This window comes from Dongia rigui (assembly GCF_034044635.1).
In the GTDB taxonomy this organism is placed as follows: domain Bacteria; phylum Pseudomonadota; class Alphaproteobacteria; order Dongiales; family Dongiaceae; genus Dongia; species Dongia rigui.
In genome coordinates, this window is record NZ_JAXCLX010000001.1 from 133,334 (window position 1) to 160,237 (window position 26,904).

Annotated in this window: 20 protein-coding genes; 1 reads left to right on the plus strand and 19 read right to left on the minus strand. The window is 62.5% G+C overall.

The annotated features are described in order from the left end of the window. Window positions 1–4: 4 nt before the first annotated feature. The 8 genes from dnaE to SMD31_RS00635 all read right to left on the minus strand — a co-directional run bounded on the left by dnaE (window position 5) and on the right by SMD31_RS00635 (window position 12,567). Window positions 5–3,439, minus strand: a complete 3,435-nt coding sequence (gene dnaE, locus SMD31_RS00600; RefSeq protein ID WP_320498609.1) for a DNA polymerase III subunit alpha — start codon at window positions 3,437–3,439, stop codon at window positions 5–7. Between the two features lie 383 nt (window positions 3,440–3,822). Continuing rightward, entirely contained in the window at window positions 3,823–4,533 is a 711-nt protein-coding gene (locus tag SMD31_RS00605; RefSeq protein ID WP_320498610.1) for a hypothetical protein, read from the minus strand. A 203-nt stretch (window positions 4,534–4,736) separates the two neighbouring features. Then, the gene (locus SMD31_RS00610) at window positions 4,737–6,632 is read right to left on the minus strand and encodes a PhoX family protein (protein ID WP_320498611.1); all 1,896 of its coding nucleotides are present in this window, start codon (window positions 6,630–6,632) and stop codon (window positions 4,737–4,739) included. A 152-nt stretch (window positions 6,633–6,784) separates the two neighbouring features. Next, the gene (locus tag SMD31_RS00615) at window positions 6,785–8,740 is read right to left on the minus strand and encodes a PhoX family protein (RefSeq protein WP_320498613.1); all 1,956 of its coding nucleotides are present in this window, start codon (window positions 8,738–8,740) and stop codon (window positions 6,785–6,787) included. A gap of 130 nt (window positions 8,741–8,870) precedes the next feature. Further along, window positions 8,871–9,572, minus strand: a complete 702-nt coding sequence (locus SMD31_RS00620) for an ABC transporter ATP-binding protein (RefSeq protein WP_320498614.1) — start codon at window positions 9,570–9,572, stop codon at window positions 8,871–8,873. Then, the gene (locus tag SMD31_RS00625; RefSeq protein WP_320498616.1) at window positions 9,565–10,812 is read right to left on the minus strand and encodes a lipoprotein-releasing ABC transporter permease subunit; all 1,248 of its coding nucleotides are present in this window, start codon (window positions 10,810–10,812) and stop codon (window positions 9,565–9,567) included. The genes SMD31_RS00620 and SMD31_RS00625 overlap by 8 nt, the downstream gene beginning before the upstream one ends. Beyond that, window positions 10,809–12,125, minus strand: a complete 1,317-nt coding sequence (gene proS / locus SMD31_RS00630) for a proline--tRNA ligase (protein WP_320498618.1) — start codon at window positions 12,123–12,125, stop codon at window positions 10,809–10,811. Before proS ends, SMD31_RS00625 begins: the two co-directional genes overlap by 4 nt. Window positions 12,126–12,207: 82 nt before the next feature. Beyond that, complete coding sequence (locus SMD31_RS00635; RefSeq protein ID WP_320498620.1) at window positions 12,208–12,567, minus strand: hypothetical protein; 360 nt, start codon at window positions 12,565–12,567, stop codon at window positions 12,208–12,210. A 236-nt stretch (window positions 12,568–12,803) separates the two neighbouring features. Here SMD31_RS00635 and SMD31_RS00640 point away from each other — a divergent pair, with 236 nt between their 5' ends. Further along, window positions 12,804–14,165 carry a hypothetical protein gene (locus SMD31_RS00640; protein WP_320498621.1) on the plus strand — a complete coding sequence of 454 codons (1,362 nt, stop codon included), beginning with the start codon at window positions 12,804–12,806 and terminating at the stop codon, window positions 14,163–14,165. On the opposite strand, the gene SMD31_RS00645 is transcribed toward SMD31_RS00640, so the two are convergent. Genes SMD31_RS00645 through nuoG form a run of 11 tightly spaced genes read right to left on the minus strand, consistent with a single transcriptional unit; the run spans window position 14,152 to window position 26,893 of the window. Next, window positions 14,152–15,819, minus strand: a complete 1,668-nt coding sequence (locus tag SMD31_RS00645; protein WP_320498622.1) for a ribonuclease J — start codon at window positions 15,817–15,819, stop codon at window positions 14,152–14,154. The genes SMD31_RS00640 and SMD31_RS00645 overlap by 14 nt on opposite strands. Beyond that, a complete protein-coding gene (locus tag SMD31_RS00650; RefSeq protein ID WP_320498623.1) occupies window positions 15,816–16,589 on the minus strand; it encodes a type III pantothenate kinase in 774 nt (257 codons plus the stop codon). Before SMD31_RS00650 ends, SMD31_RS00645 begins: the two co-directional genes overlap by 4 nt. A 17-nt stretch (window positions 16,590–16,606) precedes the next feature. After that, window positions 16,607–17,353, minus strand: coding sequence for a biotin--[acetyl-CoA-carboxylase] ligase (locus tag SMD31_RS00655; protein ID WP_320498625.1), 747 nt, complete (start codon window positions 17,351–17,353; stop codon window positions 16,607–16,609). Next, a complete protein-coding gene (gene nuoN, locus SMD31_RS00660) occupies window positions 17,350–18,786 on the minus strand; it encodes an NADH-quinone oxidoreductase subunit NuoN (protein ID WP_320498630.1) in 1,437 nt (478 codons plus the stop codon). The genes SMD31_RS00655 and nuoN overlap by 4 nt, the downstream gene beginning before the upstream one ends. A 19-nt stretch (window positions 18,787–18,805) precedes the next feature. Further along, entirely contained in the window at window positions 18,806–20,338 is a 1,533-nt protein-coding gene (locus SMD31_RS00665) for an NADH-quinone oxidoreductase subunit M (RefSeq protein WP_320498632.1), read from the minus strand. An 8-nt stretch (window positions 20,339–20,346) separates the two neighbouring features. Further along, window positions 20,347–22,299, minus strand: a complete 1,953-nt coding sequence (nuoL, locus tag SMD31_RS00670; protein WP_320498634.1) for an NADH-quinone oxidoreductase subunit L — start codon at window positions 22,297–22,299, stop codon at window positions 20,347–20,349. Window position 22,300: 1 nt separating this feature from the next. Further along, complete coding sequence (gene nuoK / locus SMD31_RS00675) at window positions 22,301–22,609, minus strand: NADH-quinone oxidoreductase subunit NuoK (RefSeq protein WP_320500986.1); 309 nt, start codon at window positions 22,607–22,609, stop codon at window positions 22,301–22,303. Continuing rightward, the gene (locus tag SMD31_RS00680) at window positions 22,609–23,226 is read right to left on the minus strand and encodes an NADH-quinone oxidoreductase subunit J (protein WP_320498635.1); all 618 of its coding nucleotides are present in this window, start codon (window positions 23,224–23,226) and stop codon (window positions 22,609–22,611) included. The genes nuoK and SMD31_RS00680 overlap by 1 nt, the downstream gene beginning before the upstream one ends. A gap of 30 nt (window positions 23,227–23,256) precedes the next feature. Then, window positions 23,257–23,745, minus strand: a complete 489-nt coding sequence (gene nuoI, locus SMD31_RS00685) for an NADH-quinone oxidoreductase subunit NuoI (protein WP_320498637.1) — start codon at window positions 23,743–23,745, stop codon at window positions 23,257–23,259. A gap of 12 nt (window positions 23,746–23,757) precedes the next feature. Next, complete coding sequence (gene nuoH, locus SMD31_RS00690) at window positions 23,758–24,834, minus strand: NADH-quinone oxidoreductase subunit NuoH (protein ID WP_320498639.1); 1,077 nt, start codon at window positions 24,832–24,834, stop codon at window positions 23,758–23,760. Beyond that, on the minus strand, window positions 24,827–26,893 hold the full coding sequence (gene nuoG / locus SMD31_RS00695) for an NADH-quinone oxidoreductase subunit NuoG (RefSeq protein WP_320498640.1): 2,067 nt from the start codon (window positions 26,891–26,893) through the stop codon (window positions 24,827–24,829). The genes nuoH and nuoG overlap by 8 nt, the downstream gene beginning before the upstream one ends. Window positions 26,894–26,904: the final 11 nt, after the last annotated feature.

Genomic DNA, 26,904 nt, shown 5'->3' on the forward strand with positions numbered 1-26,904 from the left:
ACCGCTACGTATCCAACACCTCGTTCACGCCCTGCATGGCGCGGATGGCGCCGCGGACGGCTGGGGTCACGGCGAAGTGGTCGCGCAGCACGATGTCGACTTCGCGTTTTTGTTCGGGAAGATCGACGACGAGTTCGATGCGGCCCTTGCCCCTGCCCGCCTTGCCAAGGATCTGCTTGATCGTCTCGACGGGGCTGGCGTCTTTCAGGAATATCTTGAGGCCTGCGGCTGTTGCCGCGGCCGCCTGGTCGAGACTCGAGACCTCGTTCACCATGAGGCGCAGGCCGCCCTCCTCCTCTTGCCGGCAATCGACATTGAGCAGCAGGGCGCGGCCGGGCTCCAGCATTTCCCGCGCGGCCGTGAGGCGTTCGGAGAAGATCGTCGCTTCATACATGCCGCTGGCATCGGTCAGCTGGATGAAGGCAAAGCGGTTGCCCTTCTGCGAGGTCCGCTCCTGCTTGCCGACGACGAGGCCGGCCACGCGGGCGCGGCTCGCCCCTTTGGCCTTCAACCACTGCGGCAGATCGGCAAAGGCCACCACGTCGAGGCGCTTCAGGCTGGCGCCGTAGGAATCCAGCGGGTGCGCCGAGAGGTAGAAGCCGATGGCACCGAATTCCTGCTGCAGCCGCTCCATTGGCAGCCAGTCTGGCAACGGCGACAAGGTGAGGCGCACCTGGGTCGTTTCGGCAAACATGCTGGACTGGTTGCTGCCCCGCGCCTCATGTGCCGCCTGCGCCTGGCGCAGCATCTGCTCCACCGCATCGTGGACCTGGCGGCGATTGTTGTTGAGGCTGTCGAAGGCGCCAGCGAGGACCAGGTTTTCCATCTGGCGCTTGTTGAGGCCCTTGGGGTCGACGCGCTCGGAGAAATCCTCGAGGCTCTTGAACGGCCCACCTTGCTCACGCGCGCGGACGATGGCCTCGACCGGGCCCATGCCGACATTCTTCACCGCCCCCAGCGCATAGCGGACAGCGAGCGTGCCATCGGCTTGCTGTTCCACCGAGAAGGTGGGTTCCGATTTGTTGACGTCGGGCTGCAGCAGCTTGATGCCGATGCGGTTCAGTTCCTGGCGGAAGACATTGAGCTTGTCGGTGTTGCCCATGTCGTAGGTCATCGAGGCGGCGAAGAATTCGACCGGATAATTCGCCTTCAGCCAGGCGGTCTGGTAGGAGACGAAGGCATAGGCGGCGGCATGGCTCTTGTTGAAACCGTAGCCGGCGAATTTGTTGACCTGGTCGAAGATCTCGGCGGCCTTGTCGGCTTTCACCTTGCGCTCAACGGCGCCGTCGACGAACAGCTTGCGCTGGGCTTCCATCTCCTCCTTGATCTTCTTGCCCATGGCGCGGCGCAAGAGATCGGCGCCACCGAGGCTGTAGCCTGACAGCACCTGGGCAATCTGCATGACCTGTTCCTGATAGATCATGATGCCAAAGGTTTCCTTCAGGATTCCTTCTAGCGAGGGGTGGAGATAGTCAGGCTCCTCGCGGCCGTGCTTGCAGTTGATGTATTTCGGGATGTTGTCCATCGGGCCGGGGCGATAGAGCGCCACGACGGCGATGATGTCTTCGAAGCGGTCGGGCTTCAGCTTGCGCAGAACATCACGCATGCCGGAACTTTCCAGCTGGAACACGCCGGTCGCATCGCCCTTGCCCAGCATGGTGAACGTGTTCTCGTCATCCAACGGCAAATGGTCGATGTCGAGCTCAATGCCGCGCTTCCGGAGCAGCTTGTCGGCTGTGCGCAGAACCGAAAGCGTCTTCAAACCCAGGAAGTCGAACTTCACCAGACCAGCTTTTTCGACGTCCTTCATGTTGAACTGGGTGACCGGCATGTCCGAGCGCGGGTCTCGGTACATGGGCACCAATTGATCGAGCGGCCGGTCGCCGATGACGACGCCGGCGGCATGGGTCGAGGCGTGCCGGTAGAGGCCTTCGAGTTTCTGCGCGACTTCCATCAGGCGCTTGACGCTGGGATCCTCGTCCATCGCGTCGCGCAGTTGCCGCTCGCCCTCGATCGCCTCTTTCAAGGTGATGGGATTGGCCGGATTGTTGGGGATGAGTTTCGAGAGCCGGTCGATCTGGCCATAGGGCATCTGCAGCACGCGGCCGACATCGCGCACGGCCGCGCGCGCCTGCAGCTTACCGAAGGTGATGATCTGCCCCACCTTGTCGCGGCCATAGCGTTCCTGCACATGGCGGATCACTTCTTCGCGCCGGTCCTGGCAGAAATCGATGTCGAAGTCGGGCATCGAGACGCGTTCTGGATTGAGGAAGCGCTCGAACAGCAGGCCCCAGCGCAGGGGATCGAGATCGGTGATGGTGAGCGCCCAGGCGACGACCGAGCCGGCGCCGGAGCCGCGGCCGGGCCCCACCGGAATGCTCTCCTTCTTCGCCCATTGGATGAATTCGGCAACGATGAGGAAGTAGCCGGGAAAACCCATTTGGATGATGACGCCGAGCTCGAATTCGAGGCGGTCGCGATAGGCCTGGCGCGCATCCTCGGCAATCTTATCGGTCTCGAAGCGCCGCGCGAGGCCGGCATGTGCCATCTCCTTCAGCGCCTCGTCTTCGCTCTTGCCATCGGAGAAAGCCGGCAGGATGGGCTTCCGGGCCGGCGGCATGTAGGCGCAGCGTTGGGCGATGATCAGCGTGTTCCGGATGGCTTCGGGTATATCGGCGAAGAGCTGCGCCATCTCGGCACCGGATTTGAACCGATGCTCGCGCGTCACCTTGCGGCGGTTGCCTTCGGCGACATAGGTGCCGCCAGCGATGCAGAGCAGCGCGTCATGGGCGAGGTACATGCCCTCGTCACTGAAATAGACGTCGTTGGTGGCGACCAGCGGCAGGTCGAGGGCGTAGGCAAGATTGATCAGGCTTTCCTCGATGCGCGTCTCCTCCTCCACACCGTGGCGCATGAGTTCGATATAGAGGCGCCCCGGGAAAATCTCGGCGAGGCGCTTCAGCGCGGCTTCGGCGGCGGCGTCCTGGCCTTCCAGCAGCAGACGGCCGACGAGCCCCTTTGGCCCGCCGGTCAGCGCGATCAGCCCCTCGTGGTGGTCTTTGAGCGCCTCCAACGAGACCTGCGGCGGAGTGCCGGGTTCGCCCAGCAGATAGGCGTCGCTGGAGAGCTTGGTAAGGTTGGCATAGCCGGCGTCGTTCTGCACCAGCAAGACGATCTGATCCGGTGCCGGGATCTGCATCTGATGCGGGTCGCGTTCACGCGCCAGACCCAGCTGGCAGCCGATGATCGGCTGCACGCCGGCATCCTTGGCGAGGCCGGAAAACTCCATGGCGCCGAAGAGATTGCCGGTATCGGTGACGGCCACGGCCGGCATCGAATTGCGTTTGCACAGATCGACCAGTTGCTTGTTCTTGATCGCCCCTTCCGAGAGGGAATAGGCGGAATGAACACGCAAATGGACAAAATCGGCATGCGCCATGGGGATATCAGGCTGTGAGTCGCGGGGATGGCGGAGTCTAGTGGGATTTGGCGGGCGATGGAAGGATCGCAAGTCCGCGGAAACCTGTCACTTGCGCCCCCCACCCTACCCTCCCCCTGAAGGGAGAGGGTTTTAGAGCGAGGTATCGGTGCGAGCCCGGCGATGAGCCCCTCTCCCTTCAGGGGGAGGGGTTGGGGGGGGCTAAGCGCACTGCTCTCTCGGAACATTCAACGCCAAACGGAAAAAGAAAAAGCCCTCCGTGGACAGGACGGAGGGCTCTAGTGAGGCCGAGATCCATCGTTCGGGGGACGATCTCGGCTTGACCCGGGCAAAGTGAGCCGGGACGGGAAAGGGCAAAGAGGACTTAGAACTAAAGCGCGGATTTACCAGGGTTGCGAAAAGAGTGCTGCGAGACCCGTCGGCATCTGTTCGGCGGCGGGCGCGCCAAAGCCATAGCTCATCGGTGCGTCCTGCTCGGTCCAGGCGAAACGACGGGCCTGCGGATAGCGATGCTGGCCGATATTGGGCGGCGTCAGATCGAGGGTCAGCGGCTCGGCGCCACCAGCCGAAATCATGCGCAGGCCACCCACGGTATTGAGCGGCGAGAGTGCGAAGATGCGGCGTAAAGGCGTGGCGCCCAGGCGCAGCGCCGTCTCACGCACATGGATCACGTCACGGGCGGCGGCGATGGGGATCCATTCGAGAATGCCATTGGCGACGAAACGCGCGGCGGCAACCTCGCCACTCTCGATCAAGACGGCCAAGCTCAGCTGCCGATCCAAGGCGCGCGATGACAGAACGCGGTAGAGGAAAATCTCGCTGCCGACATCGACGGCATAAGCGAGGCCATTGGCGACGTCGACCAGGGCGGTACCGATGCCCAGGCGCTGGCGCGCCAGGCGCTCCCAGGCGAGGTCGGTATCGCGTTCGGTCCAATTGCGCTGAAGATCGACGCCGATTTGCGCATCTCCGTCCGGGCCGTCAAGCCAACGGTCGCGGCGCAAGGCAACGATTTCGGCAAGGTCAGGCGAAAGACCGATGGCAGGAGAGGCCGATTTGCTGTCGATACCGACGATGCTGGAATGGACGGTCATGGCGGCACCTCACTTTGGGTCCTGCGATGCCCTGGCCCCGGCAAGACATCTCCAACAGAGATCTCTTGCCGGGGCTAGGCACCCTCTCTGGGAGGGATACTGGCCGATTCTGATTGCTGGCCTCTTGCAACGAGATGACAAAAGAATGACGCCCGGCGGTGGATGCCGCCGGGCGTCAGGTCGTTCAGCAGGCGATAAACCGATCAGCCGCCGATTTCGCCGCCATCCTGCTTGGTGATGGCAACGACGCTGGGACGCGGCAGGCTGTCACCGAAATCGGGCCAGCGCGTGGTCAGCTTGTCGGTGTTCTCCGAATCCTCCGCCGGATGCTGGACCGAGACGAAGAGCGTCTTTCCATCCGGCGTGAAGGCCGGGCCGCACATTTCCGCACCCGTCGGGCAGGCGAAGAAGAAGCGCGGCAAGGCGCGGCCGTCACCCAGCGTGTCGGCACCATAGAGGCCGTCGGCGATGTCGAAATCGGTGGCACCGTCGCTGGCGATCCAGATGCGGCCCTTGGGGTCGAAGGCGATGTTGTCGGGTGCTGCAAACCAACCGTTGGGGCTGATGCCGGGATTGTATTTCGCCCCCTCCTCCGGCTTGGCGGGATTGCCGGCGAGGAGGAACACGTCCCATTTGTAGCTGTCGGCGGCGTGGTCGGCATCCTTGCCCTCGCCCGGCGGCAGCATTTCGAGGATGTGACCATAGAGATTCTCGGCGCGCGGGTTGGCGGCGTCGATCTCATCGGCCTTGCGCTTCTTGTTCTTGGTCATGACAGCATAGACGCGGCCGGTCACCGGATTGGGCTCCATGTCTTCCGGTCGGTCCATCTTCGTGGCGCCCACCTGGTCGCCGGCAAGGCGCGCCTTGATGAAGACTTCCGCCTGGTCGGCAAAGCCGTTTTCGGGCGTCAGGCCATTTGTCCCGTGGATCAGCGGGATCCAGGTCAGTGTGCCATCGTCGTTGAACTTCGCTGCCGACAGCGTGCCCTCGTCGAGCAGCTTCTTGTTGGCGGCGCGGTCGTCCGGGTTGAATTTCCCGGCGCTGACGAAGCGATAGATATGTTCGAAGTAATCGTCGTCACCGGTATAGACGACGACACGGCCGTCCTTGTTGACGATCGACGTCGCGGCCTCGTGGCCCATGCGGCCCAAGGCCGTGCGTTTCACCGGCAGTTCGTCCGGGGCGTAGGGATCGATCTCGACCACCCAGTCGAAGCGGTTTGGCTCGTTGGGCGTCTTCTCGAGAATGAAGCGGTCGTCGATGCGCGAGAAGCCGTAGAGGTCGGTGCCGTCATAGAGATAGCGCTCAAGCAGCTTCGGATCGCCGCCCTTGGCGGGATCGCCGCCGAAGGTATCCGAAAGGCCTTCCTCGCAGGTGAGGATCGTGCCCCAGGGGGTGACACCGCCCGAGCAATTGTAGCCGGTGCCGAACACGCGGGTGCCCGTCGGATCGGCCGCCGTCTGCAGCAGCTTGTGGCCGGCGGCGGGGCCGGAGATCGCGATTTCGGTCGTGCCGGTGATGCGGCGGTTATACTTGCTGTCCTTCACCACCTGCCATTTGCCGTTCTCTTTCTTGATCTCGACGATGGAGTGGCCCCAGGCCTGCTGCACCGTCTTGATCTGTTCCGGCGTCATCATCTTGCCGGCATCGTCTTCGGTAAGGCCAGGGAACATGATGTGCGGATCGGGATATTCGTTGTTGACGCAAAGGAGGCCATGCTCGCTGTTGGTCGAGCCCAGCGGCAGCGGCAGATAGCCGATGAAATCGCAGTTGTAGCCGAACTGTTTCGCCTGCGCGTCAGCGCTTTGGCCGGCCGCATCAAGCTCGGTGCCGCCGGGCAAGATCGCCTCGCCCCAGCGCACCAGAATGTCGGCGTCATAGCCTTCGGCGACGTGATGGGTCTGGTCGTAGATCTTGGTGAGCTCCGGGAAGGTCAGCGTCGAGGCGCTGGCCGCCGCTTGTGCGCCCGGCAGCCGGAAAGACATGGCCGAAACGGCCGCGGCGCCGGCCGCGCCCAGAAGCATGGAGCGGCGTGAAAAGCGCGCGGAAACCAATTGCGCGTAAGTGGGTGTCGATGCGTTCTGCGGATGATCCGCCATCGGTGCCTCCTGATCCTTTTGCGTGGGAAGGCGCCCTGCGTAGACCTCGCAAATGACGGATAACGCGCCCGAATCATGAAGGATATGTGACAGCAAAAAGCCCGGCCGGAAGTGCCCGGCCGGGCTTCTCTTTTACGCAATCGGTCAGGAGATCAGGCGCCGATTTCGCCGCCGTCATCCTTGGTCACCGCCACGACCGACGGACGCGCCGGCACGCCGTCCTTGAAATCCGGCCAGCGAGTCGAGGGGTTGGCGAAATTGGCGCCCTTCTCCTCGCCCGGATGCTGGATGGAGACGAAGAGCGTCTTTCCATCCGGCGTGAAGGCCGGGCCGCACAGCTCGGCACCGCGCGGGCAACCGAGGAAGTGGCGCGTAACGGCACGGTTCTCACCTTCCGTTTCGGTCACCCAGAGGCCGTCATGGACACCGAAATCCGGGAAACCGTCGGTGGCGATCCACAAGCGACCCGACGCGTCGAAGGCGACGTTGTCCGGATTGGCGAACCAGCCGGCATCGGTCACCTGGCCACCATAGGCGGCACCTTCCGCCGCATCGCCCGGATTGCCGGCCTTAATGAAGGCGCTCCAGGTGAAGGTGGTGGCGGCGTGATCGGCTTTGCCGTCGGTCATCGGCGGCACCATCTCGATGATGTGGCCCCATTTGTTTTCGGCGCGGTCATTCACGGGGTTGAGATCGTCGGCCTTGCGCTTGTCGTTCTTGGTGAGAACGACATAGACCTTGCCGGTCTTGTCGCTGGTTTCGATATCCTCGGGACGATCCATCTTGGTAGCGCCCAGCAGATCGCCGGCGCGGCGCGCTTCGATCAGCACGTCAGCTTGGCTTTTGAAACCATTGGCCTCGGTGAGCTCGCCTTGCCCGTGCACCAGCGGCATCCAGGTGACGTTGCCTTCGGCATCGAACTTGGCGACATGGAGCGTGCCGTCATTGAGCAGATCGGAATTGCTGCGGCCCTTGCCGGGATCGAAAGTGCCGTTGCTGACGTATTTGTAGACATATTCGAAACGCTCATCATCGCCGGTATAGACGACGAGGCGGCCGTCGCTGTTGATGACGGTGGTGGCGGCTTCGTGCTTGAAGCGGCCGAGGGCCGTGTGCTTCACCGGCTTTGCGTCCGGATTATAAGGATCGACCTCGATGATCCAGCCGAAGCGGTTGGGCTCGTTGGGCTCCTTGGTGACGTCGAAGCGGGCGTCGAACTTGCCCCACGCATAGGACGGCTCGCCCTTGATGCCGATGCGCTTGGCATTGGCCGCTTCCGCGGTGCCGGCCGGATCGCCACCGAAATACTGGTGGATGTTCTCTTCCGCCGACAGAATGGTGCCCCAGGGCGTCCAGCCGCCGGCGCAGTTGTTCATCGTACCGAAGACTTTCTTGCCGCTGGCATCGGCCGAAGTCTTGAGGCGATCGTGACCCGCAGCCGGACCAACGATTTCCATTTCAGTCGCCAGCGTGATGCGGCGATTGTATTTCGAGCCCGGGACCATGGCCCAGCTGTTGCCCTCTTTCTTGATCTCGACGACCGAGAGGCCGTGCGCTGCCTGTTCGTAGGCCGCCATCTCGGCCGTGGCACCGGCCAGCGCTTCCTTGGCGTCCTTGAAGCCCGGGAAGATCATATGCGTATCGGTGTATTCGTGATTGACCACGAGCAGGCCGTGATCGCTGGCGGCTGAGCCTTCCGGCAGCGGACAGAAATGGATGAAGTCGTTGTTGTAGCCGAACTGCTGGGCCTGCGCCGCCGCATCGCGCGTCTCGGCATCGAAATCCGGCGCGCCGGCGACGATCGGATCGCCCCAACGCAGGATCGCCTTGCCGGTATAGCCGGCGGGAATGTGGAGATTCTCGTCAAGGGCGTGGGGAATTTCGCCGAAGGAGAGGCTCATCGCCGCACTTGCCGGGCGAGCGATGAAGCCGGTGCCCACACCGATAGCGCTCACCGCAGCACTCGCCAACAGACCTTTCAAGGCCGTGCGGCGCGACATGCGCTGCACGATCAGGTCCGTCATCACCGGACCGGCGCTGGGATTGGAAGGGTTGTTGTCGTCTTCGTTATTGATGGTTACCGGCATGCGGTAATGACTGTCAGTCATCGCGGGAGCCTCCTGATCTCTAAAGCGATCCGATGTCAAAAATGACTACGGCGCTATAAAGGCGGCGCATGACATTATAGGGTCGGTCATATGACGACCCCATGACGACAAGCCTGCCACGACCAAAGTCTTAGGCCGCGACCAATTCTCCGTCACGCAGCGTGACGATGCGGTCCATGCGCTGGGCGATTTCCAGATTGTGCGTGGCAATGAGCGCCGCGACGCCAAAATCATGCACCAGATGGCGCAACATGCCGAAGACTTCTTCCGACGTGTGGTGATCGAGATTGCCCGTCGGCTCATCCGCCAGAAGAATTTTCGGGTCATTTGCCAGGGCACGCGCGATGGCGACGCGCTGCTGCTCGCCGCCCGAAAGCTTGCCCGGGCGATGGTCGAGGCGCTTCCCAAGTCCCACCCGCGTCAGCAGATCGACCGCACGCGGCGTAGCTTCTTTGCGCGACTTCCCGGCGATCATCTGCGGGATGATGACGTTCTCGAGGGCCGAGAACTCGGGCAGCAGATGGTGATGCTGGTAGACGAAGCCCATGGTCTGGCGCCGTGCCGCCGTCTTGGCATCGTCGCCCAGTGCGGTCATGGTCTTGCCCGCGATGGCGATCTCGCCGGCCACGGCCTTTTCCAGCATGCCCGTGATGTGGAGGAGCGTCGACTTGCCGGAACCTGACGGGCCGATAAGGGCCACCATCTCGCCACGATGCAAAGTAAGATCGGCACGGCGGATGACCTCAAGCCGACCTTCGGCTTGGGCGAAGCTCTGCTGGATGCCTTTCAGCTCCAGGACGACATCGCCATTGTTGGCGTGACCCTTACTCATAGCGGAGGGCCTCCACCGGATCGAGACGGGCCGCGCGCCAGGCGGGATAGATCGAGGCCAGCAAGGTAAGGACCAGCGACATGGCGGAGATCAGCGCCACTTCAAGTGGATCGACGATCGCCGGCAGCTTGGAAAGGAAATAGATCGTCTCGTTGAAGAGATCCGTACCGGTAATGCTTTCTAGCCCGCGACGGATGGTTTCGATATTGGCCGCGAAAGCCACACCCAGCAGGCAACCGAAAACCGTGCCGACGATGCCGATGCTGGCACCCGAGAGCAGGAAGATGCGCAGAATCATGCCCTGAGTCGCCCCCATGGTGCGCATGATGGCGATGTTCCGCGCCTTGTCCTTCACCATCATGATCTGCCCGCTGATGATGTTGAAGGCGGCGACGACGATGATGAGGGTCAGGATCAGGAACATGACGTTGCGTTCGACCTCGACGGCGGTGAAGAAGTCGCGGTTCGCTTCCTGCCAGTCGCCGATGTGATAGCCAGGTCCGATCGCGTTCACGACCTGATCTTTCACTTGGGGCACGCGATTGATGTTCTTGGCCATCACTTCGATGTTCGTGGCGCCTTGCTTGACCTTGAAATAGATCTGCGCCATTTCAAGATTCGCGAAAGCAATCGTGTTGTCATACTGGTACATGCCGACATTGAAGATGCCGACCACCTTGAACGTCTTCATGCGCGGTATGGCGCCGCCGATGGTGACATTGATGTCGGGCGAGATCGCGGTCACCTCGGCGCCGATACCGGCGCGCAAGGCCCGGGCCATCGCTTGACCGATGATGATCCCGTCGCGGTCGCGCAGTCCGTCGATGGTGCCAGCGACCAGGCTATCAGCAATCAGGGCCTTGGCCTTGAGGTCATCCAGCCGCACACCACGCAAAATGGCACCGACGCCGCCGTCGGTGCCGGTCAGAAAGACTTGGCCTTCGACGATCGGCGTCGCCGAAGCGACATCGGGAAGTGCGCGCAGGATATTGGTGATCTTGTCGTAATCCGCCAGCGGGCCGCCATTGGCGCTGATGGAGAGATGGGCGTTGAAGCCAAGGATGCGATCGAGCAGCTCCGCCCGGAATCCGTTCATCACCGACATGACGACGATGAGCGTCGCCACACCAAGTCCAATGCCAAGCAGCGAGAACAAGGCGATGACGGAAACGAAGCTCTCCTGGCGGCGGGCGCGCAAATAGCGCATCGCCACCAGGCGCTCGAAGGCGGAAAAGATCATGCGCCGAGCTTCTTCAGTGCCGCGTCGGCAGAGATTTCCTCGACCGCACCGGTCTTGCGCAGTTTGAACTCGACCTCGCCTTTCGCGGCACCGCGCGGACCCACCACAACCTGGTACGGCAGGCCGATCAGATCCATCTGCGCGAATTTCTCGCCGGCACGGACATCGCGGTCGTCATAGAGGACCTCGATACCGGCACGGCGCAGCTTGGCATAGAGTTCGTCCGCCATCGGCGTGGTCACCGCGTCGCCGGCTTTGAGATTGATGAGGCCGACCTTGAACGGCGCGACACTCTCCGGCCAGATGATGCCCTTGTCGTCATGGCTGGCCTCGATGATGCCACCCACGAGGCGCGAGACACCGATGCCGTAGGACCCCATATGGACCGGAACGGTCTGGCCTTCCGGGTTCTGCACCTGGGCGCGCAGTGGTTCCGAATACTTGGTGCCGAAATAGAAGATATGGCCGACTTCGATGCCGCGGGCTTCGACCTGGCGATCCTTCGGCAAGGCGCCGAACTTGGCCGTGTCGTGCTTCTCATCGGTCGCCGCGTAATCGGTGGTCCATTGCTTCACCAACGGCTCGAGATCGCTGTCGTAATCGATGTCGAGCGACAGTACGTCACGCTCGATGAAGCTCTTGTCGCAGAAAACCGCACTCTCGCCGGTGTCGGCGAGAATGATGAATTCGTGGCTGAGGTCGCCGCCGATCGGCCCGGTATCCGCCGCCATCGGGATGGCGCGCAGGCCCATCCGTGCGAAGGTGCGCAGGTACGAGACGAACATCTTGTTATAGGCACGCTTGGCGCCGGCCTGATCGAGATCGAAGCTGTAGGCGTCCTTCATCAGGAATTCGCGGCCGCGCATCACGCCGAAACGGGGACGCACCTCGTCGCGGAACTTCCACTGGATGTGATAGAGCATTTTCGGCACGTCGCGGTAGCTCTTGGCGGCGTTGCGGAAGATCTCGGTGATCTGCTCTTCATTGGTCGGGCCGTAGAGCATCTCGCGGTCGTGACGGTCGGTGATGCGCAGCATCTCCTTGCCGTAATCGTCATAGCGGCCGCTTTCGCGCCACAGATCGGCGGACTGGATGGTCGGCATCAGGACTTCCTGGCAGCCGGCCCGGTCCTGCTCCTCGCGAACGATGCGCTCGATATTCTTCAGCACCTTGAAGCCGAGCGGCAACCAGGAATAAATACCTGCGCTGGCCTGGCGTACCATGCCGGCGCGCAGCATCAGGCGGTGCGAGACGATCTGGGCTTCCGAGGGGTTTTCGCGGAGGGTCGGCATGAAGAACTGGCTGGAACGCATGGGATAAGGCCTTGGCTTGGAAGGGTCATTGATTGGCGGGGGACTTTAGGCAAAGGGCCTGTGGCTGTCCACAGGCGCCGCTTTACTGCGCCGGCATTTGCTCGCGGCAAAGCTGTTCGAGGGCCGCGGTCTCCTGCTCCCCAAGAAGCTGGCCTTCGTAATAAACTTGGTCGCCCTTTACCGTGACCACACCCACCTGTGCCTTGGCGTTCCACAAGGCGGAATTGCTGGGAATGTGGAAGCGGTCCTGAATCAGGACTTCGATCGGAATGATGATGGTTTCCGGCGGTTTGATATTGTAGCCGCCGCCAAGATCCGCCGGCGCCACCGGGCGGCCATGGGCATCGACACCCGCCTGATATTCGACCCCGGGTGCCTGCTGGTATTTGACCAGCCGGTCGCAATCGCGCCGGGAGACACTTACATCCGCATGTGCTGGCAATACACCCCCGAAGTAGGTAAGAATGACCAACAGCGCGTTAACAACCGCGACTCGGCGTTGGGCGATCACAGGGATGGGATCAGCCCGGGGCTGAAAAATGGTTAGCATGGCCTCAGTTTAGCAGTTTGCGGACCGGATCGCGAATAACGCCGTGGTGATGCGTAGATTTGAAGGCCTTGCCGCACGGGATCACGTGCGGATTGGGTGCTGGTGCAGGGGAAGCTGGAGATAGCTGGATGGCAGGGGCCTTTTCAGAGGAGCCAGCGGCTGACACGATGACACGGCTGCGCCAGATCGGCCTGGCGACGGTCGCCCTTGGCGTGATGATCGCCGATTGCCTGCCCATTTTTCGTCCTGAATTGGGTCCCCAGCCCTGGCCCGTGGCGATCGCCTGGCTCGCGCTCGCCTTTCCCGTGCTGGTGCCAGCAACCATCATCGACCGACTGCCGGCATTGAAAGCGATTGCGCGCCGCGACCTGCTCGTTGGGCCAGCCGTCATCGGGGCGCTGATCACCTTCCCGCTGCTGACATTATTGGGCTGGGTCGGCGTCGGCATCGCAGCCGTCGCGACGGCTGTGGCACTGGTTGACCATGTCGTCGCCTGCATCGACCGCTATGGCATCGACCTGTTGTGGCTGTGGGTGCCGGTGATCGCGCTGGCCGGCATCGCCATTGCCCTCTTCGCCGCGCCCCCGGAGATGGAACATACCTTTGGCCTGTGGGTCGGCACGCTGCACGGCCCGGGTTTCGAGAGCGACCCGCGCATCATCCTGCTGGTGACGGCCCTTCCCTTCCTGGTGGGTAGCCTCGCCATGGCTGGCACGCTGATCGGCAGGACCTTGCGGGAGCACAGCACGACCTCGATCGTGGCATTGCTCGGGGCATTGTTCTTCGCCGTCACCCTGCCCTCGCTCGGCTTCGGGCCGAGTGGACTGACCAATGGCACGATGCTGCTGGCCGCAGCCGTGCTGTCGCTCGGCATCGCGCCGCTGTTCGTATTGGCAGCGGATGCCAGCGCCGAGCCGCCGGCACCCGAACTGGTGATCTGGGGTTTCGCCCTGGCGCTGTTGTTGGTTCTCTCGGCACTCGACAGCGCCATGGGCCTGACCTGGGCGGTCGTGTTGCTGGCCTGGATCTATCGCCATTACGGTGCACGGGCACGCTTTTTCCAGATCATGGCGGGCGCTTCGCTGGTCATTTGGGCTGGCACTGAGACCTTCGCCGGCCACTGGGCGATGCTGGACGGCGCGATCCCGTTCCGCCCGCCCTTCCCCATCACGCTGTGGCAGGAGGGGCGGACTGCGGTGCTGGTGGGCAGCCATGTCATCGTCATCGCCACCTTGATGCTGACGGCCCTCGGCTTTCAGCGCGGCGCCAATGACGTGCGCAAATACGCCGTGCTGACGCTGCTGGTGGCGATGGTGGCCATCGACGTTTTGGTGCTGGTGACGGGCCTCGCGCAAGGCCCCGCCCTGCGCTTCCTGGCAGCATCCGGCTGGCTTGCCATGCCGTTCCTGCTGGCCGAGATGCTGGCGCTGCTGCCGGCTGGGCCGATCGTCTACCTCTTTGGTCGCAGCACGTCCTTCACACGCGGATGACGTGGATCTTGGTGATCGGCTTCTTATCGTAGGTCTTGTTGAACCAGCGGCGGGCGGCAAGGCGTGCTGCTTCCGAAAACTCGGCGTCGTCGGCGCGCTTGGCCTTGGGCAGTTCGCCCAGGGCACTGACAATGGCGGCACCGATGTCGGCAATCGCCGCCGTGGCCGCGTCGCCATCCAGCAGGCCTTCCAGCGACACCTGCGGCGGTGCCAGCAGCTTGCCCGATTTATCGGCAACGACCGAGGCGATGATGACACCGTTGAAGCCCAAGCGATGGCGGTGGCGGATCGCCTCGCTGTCGGCCGATACCAGCATCTTGCCATCAAGGGCGAGGCGACCGGCAGGCACACGGGCGATGATCTCGGCAGGTCCGGGGGCCAAGCGAATGAGCGTGCCGTTTTCCGGCGCCAGGGCCTCGGGCACCTGGCAGGCGCGCGCAAAGGCCACATGTTCCTGGATGTGCCGCGCCTCGCCATGCACCGGCAGGGCAATGCGCGGTCGCACCATCTGGTACATCTCGGCCAATTCGTCGCGCGCCGGGTGGCCGGAGACATGCACGTTCTCATCACGGTCGGTGATGATCTCGACACCGCGCCTGGTGAGATCATTGAAGAGGCGGCCGATCGACATCTCGTTGCCGGGAATGACGCGCGAGGAGAAGATGGCGGCGTCGCCGGGTTCGAGCGACACCTGCGGATGCTCGCCCCTGGCGATGCGCGTCAGCGCTGAACGCGGCTCGCCCTGGCTGCCGGTGCAGATCATGACGATGTTCTCACGCGGGAAATAGCCGACGTCATGTTCCGTGATGAATTTGGGCAGGTCAGTGAGGTAGCCGTTTTCCTGTGCCGCCTCCAGCATCCGCCACAGCGACCGGCCGACCAGTGCGCAATGCCGGCCATGTGCTTCCGCCACACGGGCAATCGTCTCGACGCGCGCGAGGTTGCTGGCGAAACAGCCGATGGCGACGCGGTTCTTGAGGCGCCCCACCACATCCATCAGGGAATCGCGGACATCGGCCTCTGAGCCGGATGTGCCGGAGACAAAGACGTTGGTGGAATCGCAGACCATGGCGAGGACGCCTTCGTCGCCCAGCTTACGCAAGGCGGCGAGATCGGTCGTTTCACCAACCAGCGGCTCGGGGTCAAGCTTCCAATCACCGGTATGAAGTACGGCGCCGTGCCGCGTGCGTATGACCACCGCGTTGGGCTCGGGGATCGAATGCGTCAGCGTGATCAGTTCGACCGTGAAGGGGCCGATCTGGCGGCTGCCCGACATCGGGATAATCGTGATCTTGGCCTCTTTTTCGAGACCCACTTCCGCCAGCTTGCGGCGCAGGACCGAGGCGGTAAAGGGTGTCGCATAAAGCGGGCAGCGGAAACGGTCCCACAGATAAGGCACGGCACCGATGTGATCTTCATGCGCGTGGGTGAGGACGATGCCGACCAGATCGGCTGCGCGCTCGGCGATGAATTCAGGGTTCGGCATGACGACGTCGATGCTTGGCGTGCTGTCATCGCCAAAAGTGATGCCGAGATCGAGCATCAGCCATTTGCCGTCATGGCCGTAGAGATTGAGGTTCATGCCGATTTCGCCGGACCCGCCCAAGGGCAGGAACAGCAACTCGTCTTTGCCGGGTTTGAAGGGATCGGTCATGAACGGTTACGGCGATAGATTTCAACGAGGCCGCGCATGGTGATGTCGGGATCAAGATGCGTGATGACAGGGGTGTTGCCGTGGAAGAGCGGCGCCAGGCCACCGGTTGCCACGACATCGAGCGGGCCACCGAATTCCTCGGCGATGCGCTTCACCATGCCTTCGACCAGGCCGACATAGCCCCAGAAGATGCCGGACTGCATTGCCTCGGTTGTGCTCTTGCCGATGACGCGGCCAGGGCGTTCCACGACGATACGCGGCAGCATGGCGGTGGCACTGTGCAGGATCTCGACCGAGAGGACGATGCCGGGAGCGATTGCGCCACCGATGTAATTGCCGCCCTGGTCGACGACATCGAATGTGGTGGCCGTGCCGAAATCGACCACGATGAGCGGCCGCTTGTAGGTGAGATGCCCGCCCACCGCATTGGCGAGGCGATCGGCGCCGACCGTGGACATGGGAATGTCCATCTTCACCTCGATGCCGAGCTTTACCGCCGGATCGCCCACCACCATCGGCTTGGTGCCAAGATGGTTCTCGCACAGGAGGTTGAGGTGGAACAGCGATTGCGGCACGACCGTCGCAATAATGGCGGCATCGATGGCCTTGAGCGTCAGCCCCTTCATGGCGAGAAGCTGGTTGAGCCAGACGACATATTGATCGGCGGTGCGGCCGGCCTCGGTCTTGATGCGCCAGTCACCAACGGCCTTGTCGCCGTCATAGAGCGCGAACTTCACATTGGTGTTGTTGGCATTGATCGCGAGAAGCATCTTCTCATTTCCTCTGGTCAGGCAGCTGGCCGCGCCACCAGGAAGATGTCCCCGGCCGCGATGCGCTTCAGCGCGCCGTCATCCATCCTTAATAGCAGCGTACCATCGGCATCGATATCCTCGAAACGGCCGGAAACCTCCCCCCGTTCCAGGCGTGCCATGATCGGATCGCCAAGACCCCGGCAATGCGCCAGCCAATCGGCCCGCAGGGCGGCAAAACCACCAGCCACCCATGCCGCGTAAAGCGGACGGAATTCGGCCAACAGCAGATCGAGCGCCTGGTCTGGCGTCAGCGGCGGGCCGCCAGAGGCCAGCAGATCGGTTGTCGGGTAAAGCGTTTCGGCCGGGTGATGGCGCAGATTGACGCCAATCCCCAGCACCAGCCAGTCGACCTTGCCACCGGTGATGCCGCCGGATTCGAGCAGAATGCCGGAGATCTTGGCACCATCCACCAGGACATCGTTGGGCCATTTGTGTTCAACCGGCACATTGAGCACTGCCCGCAGCAGACGGCCGAGCGCGATGGCCATGACGAAGCCCAGCGTAGCCGCCTCGGCCGGGGTCTTCGTCGGCCGCAGCAGCAGCGAGGTATAGAGATTGCCGGCTTCGGACACCCAGAAGCGACCCCGCCTGCCCTTCCCCGCCGTCTGTACGTCGGCGCGCAGCACGATGCCTTCCTCGGCGCCAAGCATGGCCCGCGCCTTCAGCGCGTCATTGGTGCTGTCGATTTCCGCTAAGGTCTCGACGCGGAAGATCAAACTCATTCGGCGAAGAGCACACTCGCCGCATCAGCCGTCATGTCGAAGAAGGGCGACCCGGCCAGGAAGCCGAAGGTGATGATCAAGACCGTGACCGCGAGCACCACGCGCAAGGTCGGCGTCACCCGGTCGAAGCCCTCGGTCGGCTGGTCGAAGAACATCACCTTGATGATGCGGATGTAATAGAAGGCCGACACCACGCTGGCCAGCACGCCGATGACCGCCGTGACATTGAGCCCTGCCTGGATCGCCGCCATGAAGACGAAGAGCTTGCCGAAGAAGCCGGCGAAGGGCGGAATGCCGGCCATCGAAAACATGAAGATGGCCAGCGCATAGGCGAGGCCTGGCTGCGAGCGCGAGAGCCCGGCGAGGTCGCTGATCTCCTCAACAGCCCGACCCTTGCGGCGCATGGCGAGGATGACCGCAAAGGCACCGATCGTCATGACGATGTAGATCGCCATGTAGGTGAGGAGGCCAGAGACGCCCTCCTGCGTGCCCGTCGCGAGGCCGACCAGGGCGTAGCCGACATTGCCGATCGACGAATAGGCCATCAGGCGTTTGATGTTGGTCTGATAGATCGCGGCGATGGCACCCAACACCATCGAGGCGATGGAAATGAGGATGATGATCTGCTGCCACTGGCCCGCCATATCGCCGAACGGACCGACCAGGACGCGGGTGAAGAGCGTGATGGCCGCGACCTTCGGGGCGGCGGCGAAGAAGGCTGTGATCGGTGTGGGTGCCCCTTCGTAGACGTCCGGCGTCCACATGTGGAACGGTACGGCCGAGACCTTGAAGGCAAGCCCCGCACACAGGAAGACGATGCCAACGATGAGTCCGAGGCCCGCCTCGCCCGAGAGCGCGCTGGCGAGAACCGAGAAATTGGTCGAGCCGGTAAACCCATAGATCAGCGACGAGCCATAGAGCAGCATGCCCGAGGACAGTGCGCCGAGGACGAAGTATTTGAGGCCGGCTTCGGTCGACTTCACCGTGTCGCGGCGGATGGCGGCAACGACATAGAGGGCCAGCGACTGCAGTTCCAGGCCGACATAGAGCGAGATGAGGTCATTGGCCGAGATCATCAGGGCCATGCCAAGGCTTGCGAGCAGCATGAGGAGTGGCAACTCGAAGCGCGCCATGTTCTCGCGTTCGGCATAGTCCAGCGACATGATGATGGCGACCGCCGCGGCACCGAAGGACAGCACCTTGGCAAAGCGCGCGAAACCGTCCGCGACGAACAGACCCTGGAATGCAAGGCCGCTATCGGCGCTGGTGATGGTCAGGCAGATCGCCACGGCAAGCGCCGCGGCACTGGCCCAGGCGATGAGACGCATGTGCTTGTCGCCCAGCGAGACGCCGATGACGAGGAGCACGAGGCTGGCGGCGGCCAGGAAGATTTCCGGCGTGGCGAGACCAAGATTGAGGTCGGTGAACGTCATGACGGGACTGCCCTCGCCTTTACTGCGTTGCTTCAGCAGGAGCGGCTGCCGCCGGGGCCATCTGGGCCTCCATGCGCGGCGCGTAATCCTGGATGAAATCGGTGACCGTCGGGCCGAAGATCGAGGTGAAGCTGATGGGGTAGATGCCCATCCAGAAAACCAGGACCAGGAGCGGCGCGAAGATGACCTTCTCGCGCAGCGACAGATCCAGCATGGTCTTCAGATCTTCCTTCACCAATTCGCCGAAGATGATGCGGCGATAGAGCCACAGCATATAGGCGGCGCCGAGGATAACGCCGGTCGCGATCAGCAGCGCCACCCAGGTGCTGGACTGGAAGACGCCGACCATGACCAGGAATTCGCCGATGAAGCCGCTGGTGCCGGGCAGGCCGACCGATGCCATGGTGAAGATCATGAACACGACGGCATATTTCGGCATGCGGTGCACAAGACCGCCGTAACGCGCGATCTCGCGGGTGTGCAGGCGGTCGTAGATGACACCGACGCACAGGAAGAGCGCGCCGGAGACGACACCGTGCGAGAGCATCTGGAACAACGCACCTTCGAGACCCTGCTGGGTCATCGAGAAGATACCGGCCGTGACAAAGCCCATATGCGCCACCGATGAATAAGCGATGAGCTTCTTCATGTCCTCCTGCGCCAGCGCGATCAGCGAGGTGTAGATCACGGCGACGACGCTCATGAAATAGACCAGCGGCGTGAAGAAGGCCGAGGCCTCGGGCAGCATCGGAATCGAGAAGCGCAGGAAACCGTAGGCGCCCATCTTCAAGAGCACGCCGGCCAGGATGACCGAACCCGCGGTCGGCGCTTCGACGTGGGCGTCCGGCAACCAGGTATGGACCGGCCACATCGGCACCTTCACGGCGAAGGAGGCAAAGAGCGCCAGCCATAGCCATTTCTGCACATCGAGATCGAAGCCAAAGGTCATCAGCGTCGGGATGTCGGACGTGCCGGCGAGGTTGTACATGGCGAGGATCGCCAGCAGCATCAAGACCGAACCGGCGAGCGTGAAGAGGAAGAACTTGATCGAGGCATAGACGCGGCGCGGGCCGCCCCAGATACCGATGATGAGGTACATCGGGATAAGGACGCCTTCGAAGAAGATGTAGAAGGTGATGAAGTCGAGGGCGCAGAAGGTGCCGACCATCAGCGTCTCGAGGCCAAGGAAGGCGATCATGTATTCCTTGACGCGCTTTTCGATCGCTTCCCAGCTGGCCAGGATGCAGATCGGCGTCAGCAGGGTCGAGAGCAGCACGAAGGTCATCGAGATGCCGTCGATGCCCATGTGATAGTTGATGCCGAGCGCCGGCAACCAATCGGCCTTTTCCTCGAACTGAAAGCCGACGACCGAGCGGTCGAAATCGAACCAGATCACCAGCGAGATGGCGAAGACGATGAGCGAGGTCCACAGCGCGATATAGCGGGCGTTGCGCGCGACTGCCTTCTCCTCACCCCTAAGGATGAGAATGAGCGCCGCGCCCACGAGCGGCAGGAACGTTGTCAGGCTGAGGATGGGCATGCTGGCACTCATCACGTCTCTCACTTAAAGGCGAAAATGTACCAGCTGACCATGGCGACAATGCCGATCAGCATGACGAAAGCATAGTGGTAGACATAGCCCGATTGGAGCGCGCTGGCGCGCTTGGCCGCCCAGGTGCCGGTCAGCCAGGCGAAGCCGTCGACCGCACCGTCGACCACGGCGCCATCGCCCTTCTTCCACAGGAAGCGACCGAGGGCCTTCACCGGGTTGACGAAGATGGCGTCATAGAGCTCGTCGAAATACCACTTGTTGTAGGACATCAAATAGAGCGGCCGGAACGCGCTGGCAAAGAAGCCAGGCAGGCCACGCTGCACGAGATAGGCGTAGCTGGCAAAGGCGATGCCGAAGAGGCCGGCAGCCAGCGGCAGCAGCTTCACCCAGAGCGGAACCTCGTGAGCGTGATGCGGCACTTCGTTGGTCGCAGCGAAATGAATCGCCTCGCCCCAGAAATGCTCCATCTCGGCACCGACGAAGCCTTCATGCCAGATGAAGCCGGCGAAGATCGCGCCCGCCGCCAGCACGAAGAGCGGCACCAGCATCACCTTCGGGCTTTCATGGACGTGGTGCATCACGTCATGGGAGGCACGTGGCTCGTTGTGGAAGGTCATGTAAATGAGGCGCCAGGAATAGAAGGCGGTCATGACGGCACCGATGATGCCGAGCCAGAAGGCATACATGCCAACGCCCGAATGCGCCGCGAAGGCGGATTCGAGGATGCTGTCCTTCGAATAGAAGCCCGCGAAGCCGAACACGCCCGGAATACCAACACCGGCGAGGGCGATATTGCCGATCCACATCAAGGTGTAGGTGGTGGGGATCAGCTTGTAGATTCCGCCCATCTTGCGCATGTCCTGTTCACCCGACATGGCGTGGATGACCGAACCGGCGCAAAGGAACAGCAGCGCCTTGAAGAAAGCGTGCGTGAAGAGGTGGAACATGGCGGCGCCATAGGCGCCGACACCGGCCGCAAAGAACATGTAGCCGAGCTGCGAACAGGTCGAATAGGCGATGACGCGCTTGATGTCGTTCTGTGTCAGGCCCACGGTCGCTGCGAAGAAGGCAGTCGAGGCGCCGACAACTGTCACGACTTCCTTGGCATAGGGCGCGTATTCGAACATCGGTGACAGGCGGCAAACCATGAACACGCCGGCGGTGACCATGGTCGCGGCATGGATGAGGGCCGAGACCGGGGTCGGACCTTCCATGGCGTCCGGCAGCCAGGTGTGGAGGAAGAGCTGCGCCGACTTGCCCATGGCGCCGATGAACAGCAGCAGGCAGAGGGTGGTCAGCGTGTCGAGCTCATAGCCTAGGAAATTGAAGGTCGGCGGCGTCTGGCCGGCGATGACAGCCTCGAAGATCGGCTTGAACTCGACCGTGTGGAAGACCAGGAAGCAGCCCATGATGCCAAGGGCGAAGCCGAAATCGCCGACGCGGTTGACGAGGAAGGCCTTGATGGCGGCGGCGTTGGCCGTCGGGCGGTCGAACCAGAAGCCGATGAGGAGGTAGGAGCTGAGGCCCACCCCTTCCCAGCCGAAGAACATCTGGATGAAATTGTCCGCCGTGATCAGCATCAGCATGCAGAAGGTGAACAACGACAGATAGGCCATAAAGCGAGGGACCGATTTGTCGTGATGCATGTAGCCGATGGAATAGACATGCACCATGGCCGAGACCGTGTTGACGACGATCAGCATGACCGCGGAAAGCTGGTCGATGCGCAGCGCCCAGGCGGCGCGGAAGTCACCGGTCTCGAACCAGGTGAAGAGTTCCGTGGTGCGGACATTGCCGTTGCCGGTGACGTCGAAGAAGGTGATCCAGGAGATCACCATGACGACCAGCATCAGGCCGGCTGTGATGTATTGCGCGGCATGATCGCCGATCCGGCGATTGCCGATGCCGGCAATGAGGGCGCCCAGCAGCGGAAGGGCAACGATGGCGACGTCGAGATTCATGTCAGCCCTTCATCACGTTGACGTCCTCGACGGCGATGGAGCCGCGAGTCCGGAAGAAGACCACCAGGATGGCAAGACCGATCGCCGCTTCAGCAGCGGCGACGGTGAGGATCAGCATCGCAAAGACCTGACCGACCATGTCGTTGAGGTAATGCGAGAAGGCGACCATGTTGACGTTGACCGAGAGCAGCATCAACTCGACCGACATCAGGATGATGATGACGTTCTTGCGGTTGAGGAAGATGCCGAAGATACCGATGGTAAAAAGGATCGCCGACAGCGTCAGGTAGTGTTCGAGACCGATGGTCATCATTTGACACCTCCAGTCGCACCTTGGCCCGACTTGACCTTGGTGAGCTGCACCGAGGCGCTGGTCCGGTCGACCTGCGCCGCGATGCGCTGGCGACGGACACCTTCACGTTCGCGATGGGTCAGCACGATGGCGCCCATCATGGCGACCAGCAGCACGAGGCCGGCAACCTGGAAGAGGTAGAAATACTGCGTGTACATTATGTTGCCGAGTGCTTCGGTGTTGCTCACCTGGTCGATCGGCGGCGTCGGCGACCCGGCCGTCGCGGTGCCGAGACCCGTGCCAACCATGACAAAGATCAGTTCGGCCGCCAGGATGACGCCAACCACCGCGCCAATCGGCAGATAGCGCACGAAGCCCTGGCGCAATTCGACGAAGTTGATGTCGAGCATCATGACGACGAAGAGGAACAGCACGGCGACGGCGCCGACATAGACGACGACCAGCATCATCGCCAGGAATTCGGCACCGATCAGCACAAAGAGCGCTGCGACGTTGAAGAAGGTCAGGATCAGGAACAGCACCGAATAGACCGGATTGCGGTTGCCGACGACCAGCAGCGCGGCGACCACGGCCACGGCGGCAAAGACATAAAATGCGATGGTCTGGACGATCATCTTAAAGTTTCTCCCCCACCCTATCCGGTATCAACGATAGGGCGCGTCGGCGGCGATATTGCCGGCAATCTCGGCTTCCCAGCGCTCGCCGTTCCGCAGCAGCTTGTCCTTGTTGTAGAACAGCTCCTCGCGGGTTTCGGTGGCAAACTCGAAATTCGGTCCCTCGACGATGGCATCCACTGGGCAGGCTTCCTGGCAGAAGCCGCAATAGATGCACTTCGTCATGTCGATATCGTAGCGCGTCGTGCGCCTGCTGCCGTCATCACGCGGCTCGGCCTCGATGGTGATGGCCTGGGCCGGGCAGATCGCTTCACAGAGCTTGCAGGCGATGCAGCGTTCCTCGCCATTGGCATATCGGCGCAGCGCATGCTCACCACGGAAGCGCGGGCTGATGGGGCCCTTCTCATAAGGATAGTTGATCGTCACCTTTTCCTTGAAGAGATAGGAGAAGGTGAGCGCCATGCCCGAGACCAGTTCCTTGAGGAGGAAGCTGTTAAGCGTGCGGCTGATGGCTGACATGTTACCAATTCCTCAATTGCTGACCGGCGCGGTGTCTTCCACCACGGGGGCTGGCATGACGTGACCCTTTTTCGGCAGGCTGTCGGTGACGATGAGCACGCCGGCGGTCAGGATCACCATGATCAACGAGAGCGGCAAAAAGACCTTCCAGCCGAGGCGCATCAGCTGGTCATAGCGATAGCGCGGGAAGGTGGCGCGGACCCAGACGAAGCTTGCGGCAATGAAGCTGGCCTTGAGGGCGAACCAGACGAAACCCGGGACCCAGGTAAAGGGTGCCACGTTGAACGGCGCCTGCCAGCCACCGAGGAACAGGATCGAGGTCATGGCGCTCATCATCCAGATATTGGCGTATTCGCCGAGGAAGAAGAGCGCGAAGGTGAAGGCCGAATATTCCGAGAAGTAGCCGGCGACCAGTTCAGATTCCGCTTCCGGCAGATCGAAAGGCGGACGGTTGGTTTCGGCAAGGCCGGAGATATAGAAGACCACGAACATCGGCAGCAGCGGGATGCAGAACCAGACATTGGCCTGCGCCTTTACGATGTCGTTGAGATTGAGCGAACCGACGCAGAGCAGCACCGTCACCAGCACGAAGCCGATCGAGACTTCGTAGGACACCATCTGTGCAGCGGAGCGGAGGGCGCCCAGGAACGGATATTTCGAGTTCGACGCCCAGCCGGCGAGGACGATGCCATAGACGCCCAGCGACGAGATCGCGAAGAGATAGAGGATGCCGACATTGAGGTCGGCCAGTACCACCCCGTCATCGAACGGAATGACCGCCCAGGAGATAAGCGAGAGGATGAAGGTGATCATCGGTGCCACGACGAAGGCGACACGGTTGGCGCCCGACGGGATGATCGTTTCCTTGAACAGCAGTTTGACACCGTCGGCGATCGGCTGCAGCAGGCCGAAGGGGCCGACGACGTTCGGGCCACGGCGGATCTGCATCGCCGCCATGATCTTGCGTTCGGCCAAGGTGAGATAGGCAACGGCCAGCAGCAACGGCACGATGATCGCAAGGATCATCAGTACCGTGAAGATCGTGGTGCCAAGATAGGGACCGAAGGTCGTTGTGAAGAACTCAGCCATGGGTGCCCGTCTTTCCGCCGGCAGCCGTCGGCACGAAGCGTTCCGTGCATTGCGCCATCGTCGCCGAGGCACGGCTGATCGGGTCGGTCATGTAGTAATTGCTGATGGCAGACCGGAAGTGATCGCGGCCGATCTCGCCCTGGCCGCCGAAGGCGGTCCAGGCCGCGGGTTCGATCGCCCCTAAGCGCTGGAAGCGCGGGTTCGCCTGATAGAGCTTGCGGCGCAGCTGCTCGAGACTGTCATAGCCGAGCTTCTTGCCGACCACTTCGGAGAGCGCGCGCAGGATGCTCCAATCCGCCTTGGCATCGCCCGGCGGGAACACGGCGAGACGGCCGAGCTGGGCGCGCCCCTCAATGTTCATATAGGTGCCGTCTTTTTCGGTATAGGCGGCGCCGGGCAAGATCACGTCGGCGCGATGCGCGCCACGATCGCCATGGTGGCCCTGATAGATCACGAAGGCCTTGCCGAGACGGTTGGTGTCGATCTCGTCGGCCGCCAGCAGATAGACCACCTCGATCTCGCCCTTCTGCGCGCCATCGAGGATGCCGGCGACGTCGCGGCCACCGGATTGCGGCACGAAACCGAGTTCGAGACCGGCGACGCGCGAGGCCGCCGTCTGCAGCACGTTGAAGCCGTTCCAGCCATCGCGGACCACATTGGCCGCATCGGCCAGTTTTTTGGCGAGCCCCAGCACCGCCGACCCATCGGGGCGGGCCAGCACGCCATTGCCGACGATGATCATCGGCGCCTTGGCGTTCTTCAGCGTTTCGGCGAAGGAGTGCCCACCGTTCACGAGTTGGCTCAGCGTTTCGCCGCCGGCGCCCAGCATCTCGACCGGATAGGTCAGCTCACCAACGCCGCCGACGCTCGCGACCTTCAAGCCACCTTTCAGGTGCCGCTTGCGGATACGGGCATTGAGGACCGGGGCTTCCCAGCGCGGATTGGTGCCGATCAGCAGGATGACGTCGGCCTTGTCGATGCCAGCGATGGTGCTGTTGAAGAGATAAGAGGCGCGGACATTGGCGTCCGCCGTCGAACCGTCCTGGCGGCAATCGAGGTTCGAGGAACCCAACGCCGCCATAAGTTCCTTGAGCGCGAACATGCTTTCGGCATCGCATTGGTCGCCGGCGATGGCGGCGACACGCTTGCCGTCGATGCCTTTGAGCTTTGCGGCGATGGCGCCGAAGGCCTCGTTCCAGGTAGCCGCGCGCAGCTTGCCGTTCTCGCGGATGAACGGACGATCGAGGCGCTGGCGCTTCAGGCCGTCGACCCAGAAGCGGCCCTTATCGGCGAGCCATTCCTCGTTCACGTCTTCATTGAGGCGCGGCAGCACGCGCAAGACTTCGCGGCCACGGCTGTCGATGCGGATATTGACGCCAACGGCGTCCGCGACGTCGACCGATTCAGTCTTGGCGAGTTCCCAGGGGCGCGCCGTGAAGGCATAGGGCTTCGACGTCAGTGCGCCGACCGGGCAGAGGTCGATGAGATTGCCGGAGAGTTCCGAGGCAATGCCCTTCTCGACATAGGTGGTGACTTCCATATGTTCGCCGCGCGAGACGGCGCCCAGCACTTCGACGCCGGCCACTTCGGTCGCAAAACGGATGCAGCGGGTGCATTGGATGCAGCGCGTCATCTCGGTCTTCACCAGGGGGCCGAAATCCTTGTCGGTGACGGCGCGCTTTTCCTCGTGATAACGCGAGAAGCTTTTGCCGAACGCCATCGCCTGGTCCTGCAGGTCGCATTCGCCGCCCTGGTCACAAATCGGACAATCGAGCGGGTGGTTGATCAGCAGGAATTCCATGACGCCCTTGCGGGCCTTCTGCACCAGCGGGCTGTCGGTCTTGATCACCATGCCTTCGGCAACCGGCATCGCGCAGGAGGCGACCGGTTTGGGTGCCTTTTCCTGCTCGACCAGGCACATGCGGCAATTGCCGGCGACGGAGAGGCGTTCGTGATAGCAGAAGCGCGGGATTTCCTTGCCGGCGAGCTCGCAGGCCTGCAGGACGGTAATCCCCGCCGGCACCTCGATCTCAACCCCGTCGATTGTCATCTTCGGCATGATCTAATCCC

What these genes read in the sequence shown, in the direction of transcription:
- SMD31_RS00650 (WP_320498623.1), bottom strand. Translation starts at nt 16,589, where the DNA reads ATGCTTCTCGCGATCAATGCCAACAACACCAATGTGAAGTTCGCGCTC.
- nuoL (WP_320498634.1), bottom strand. Translation starts at nt 22,299, where the DNA reads ATGAATCTCGACGTCGCCATCGTTGCCCTTCCGCTGCTGGGCGCCCTC.
- dnaE (WP_320498609.1), bottom strand. Translation starts at nt 3,439, where the DNA reads ATGGCGCATGCCGATTTTGTCCATTTGCGTGTTCATTCCGCCTATTCC.
- SMD31_RS00615 (WP_320498613.1), bottom strand. Translation starts at nt 8,740, where the DNA reads ATGACTGACAGTCATTACCGCATGCCGGTAACCATCAATAACGAAGAC.
- SMD31_RS00680 (WP_320498635.1), bottom strand. Translation starts at nt 23,226, where the DNA reads ATGATCGTCCAGACCATCGCATTTTATGTCTTTGCCGCCGTGGCCGTG.
- SMD31_RS00625 (WP_320498616.1), bottom strand. Translation starts at nt 10,812, where the DNA reads ATGATCTTTTCCGCCTTCGAGCGCCTGGTGGCGATGCGCTATTTGCGC.
- SMD31_RS00610 (WP_320498611.1), bottom strand. Translation starts at nt 6,632, where the DNA reads ATGGCGGATCATCCGCAGAACGCATCGACACCCACTTACGCGCAATTG.
- SMD31_RS00645 (WP_320498622.1), bottom strand. Translation starts at nt 15,819, where the DNA reads ATGACCGATCCCTTCAAACCCGGCAAAGACGAGTTGCTGTTCCTGCCC.
- proS (WP_320498618.1), bottom strand. Translation starts at nt 12,125, where the DNA reads ATGCGTTCCAGCCAGTTCTTCATGCCGACCCTCCGCGAAAACCCCTCG.
- nuoI (WP_320498637.1), bottom strand. Translation starts at nt 23,745, where the DNA reads ATGTCAGCCATCAGCCGCACGCTTAACAGCTTCCTCCTCAAGGAACTG.
- nuoK (WP_320500986.1), bottom strand. Translation starts at nt 22,609, where the DNA reads ATGACCATCGGTCTCGAACACTACCTGACGCTGTCGGCGATCCTTTTT.
- SMD31_RS00655 (WP_320498625.1), bottom strand. Translation starts at nt 17,353, where the DNA reads ATGAGTTTGATCTTCCGCGTCGAGACCTTAGCGGAAATCGACAGCACC.
- SMD31_RS00605 (WP_320498610.1), bottom strand. Translation starts at nt 4,533, where the DNA reads ATGACCGTCCATTCCAGCATCGTCGGTATCGACAGCAAATCGGCCTCT.
- SMD31_RS00640 (WP_320498621.1), top strand. Translation starts at nt 12,804, where the DNA reads ATGGCAGGGGCCTTTTCAGAGGAGCCAGCGGCTGACACGATGACACGG.
- nuoN (WP_320498630.1), bottom strand. Translation starts at nt 18,786, where the DNA reads ATGACGTTCACCGACCTCAATCTTGGTCTCGCCACGCCGGAAATCTTC.
- SMD31_RS00620 (WP_320498614.1), bottom strand. Translation starts at nt 9,572, where the DNA reads ATGAGTAAGGGTCACGCCAACAATGGCGATGTCGTCCTGGAGCTGAAA.
- SMD31_RS00665 (WP_320498632.1), bottom strand. Translation starts at nt 20,338, where the DNA reads ATGAGTGCCAGCATGCCCATCCTCAGCCTGACAACGTTCCTGCCGCTC.
- nuoH (WP_320498639.1), bottom strand. Translation starts at nt 24,834, where the DNA reads ATGGCTGAGTTCTTCACAACGACCTTCGGTCCCTATCTTGGCACCACG.
- nuoG (WP_320498640.1), bottom strand. Translation starts at nt 26,893, where the DNA reads ATGCCGAAGATGACAATCGACGGGGTTGAGATCGAGGTGCCGGCGGGG.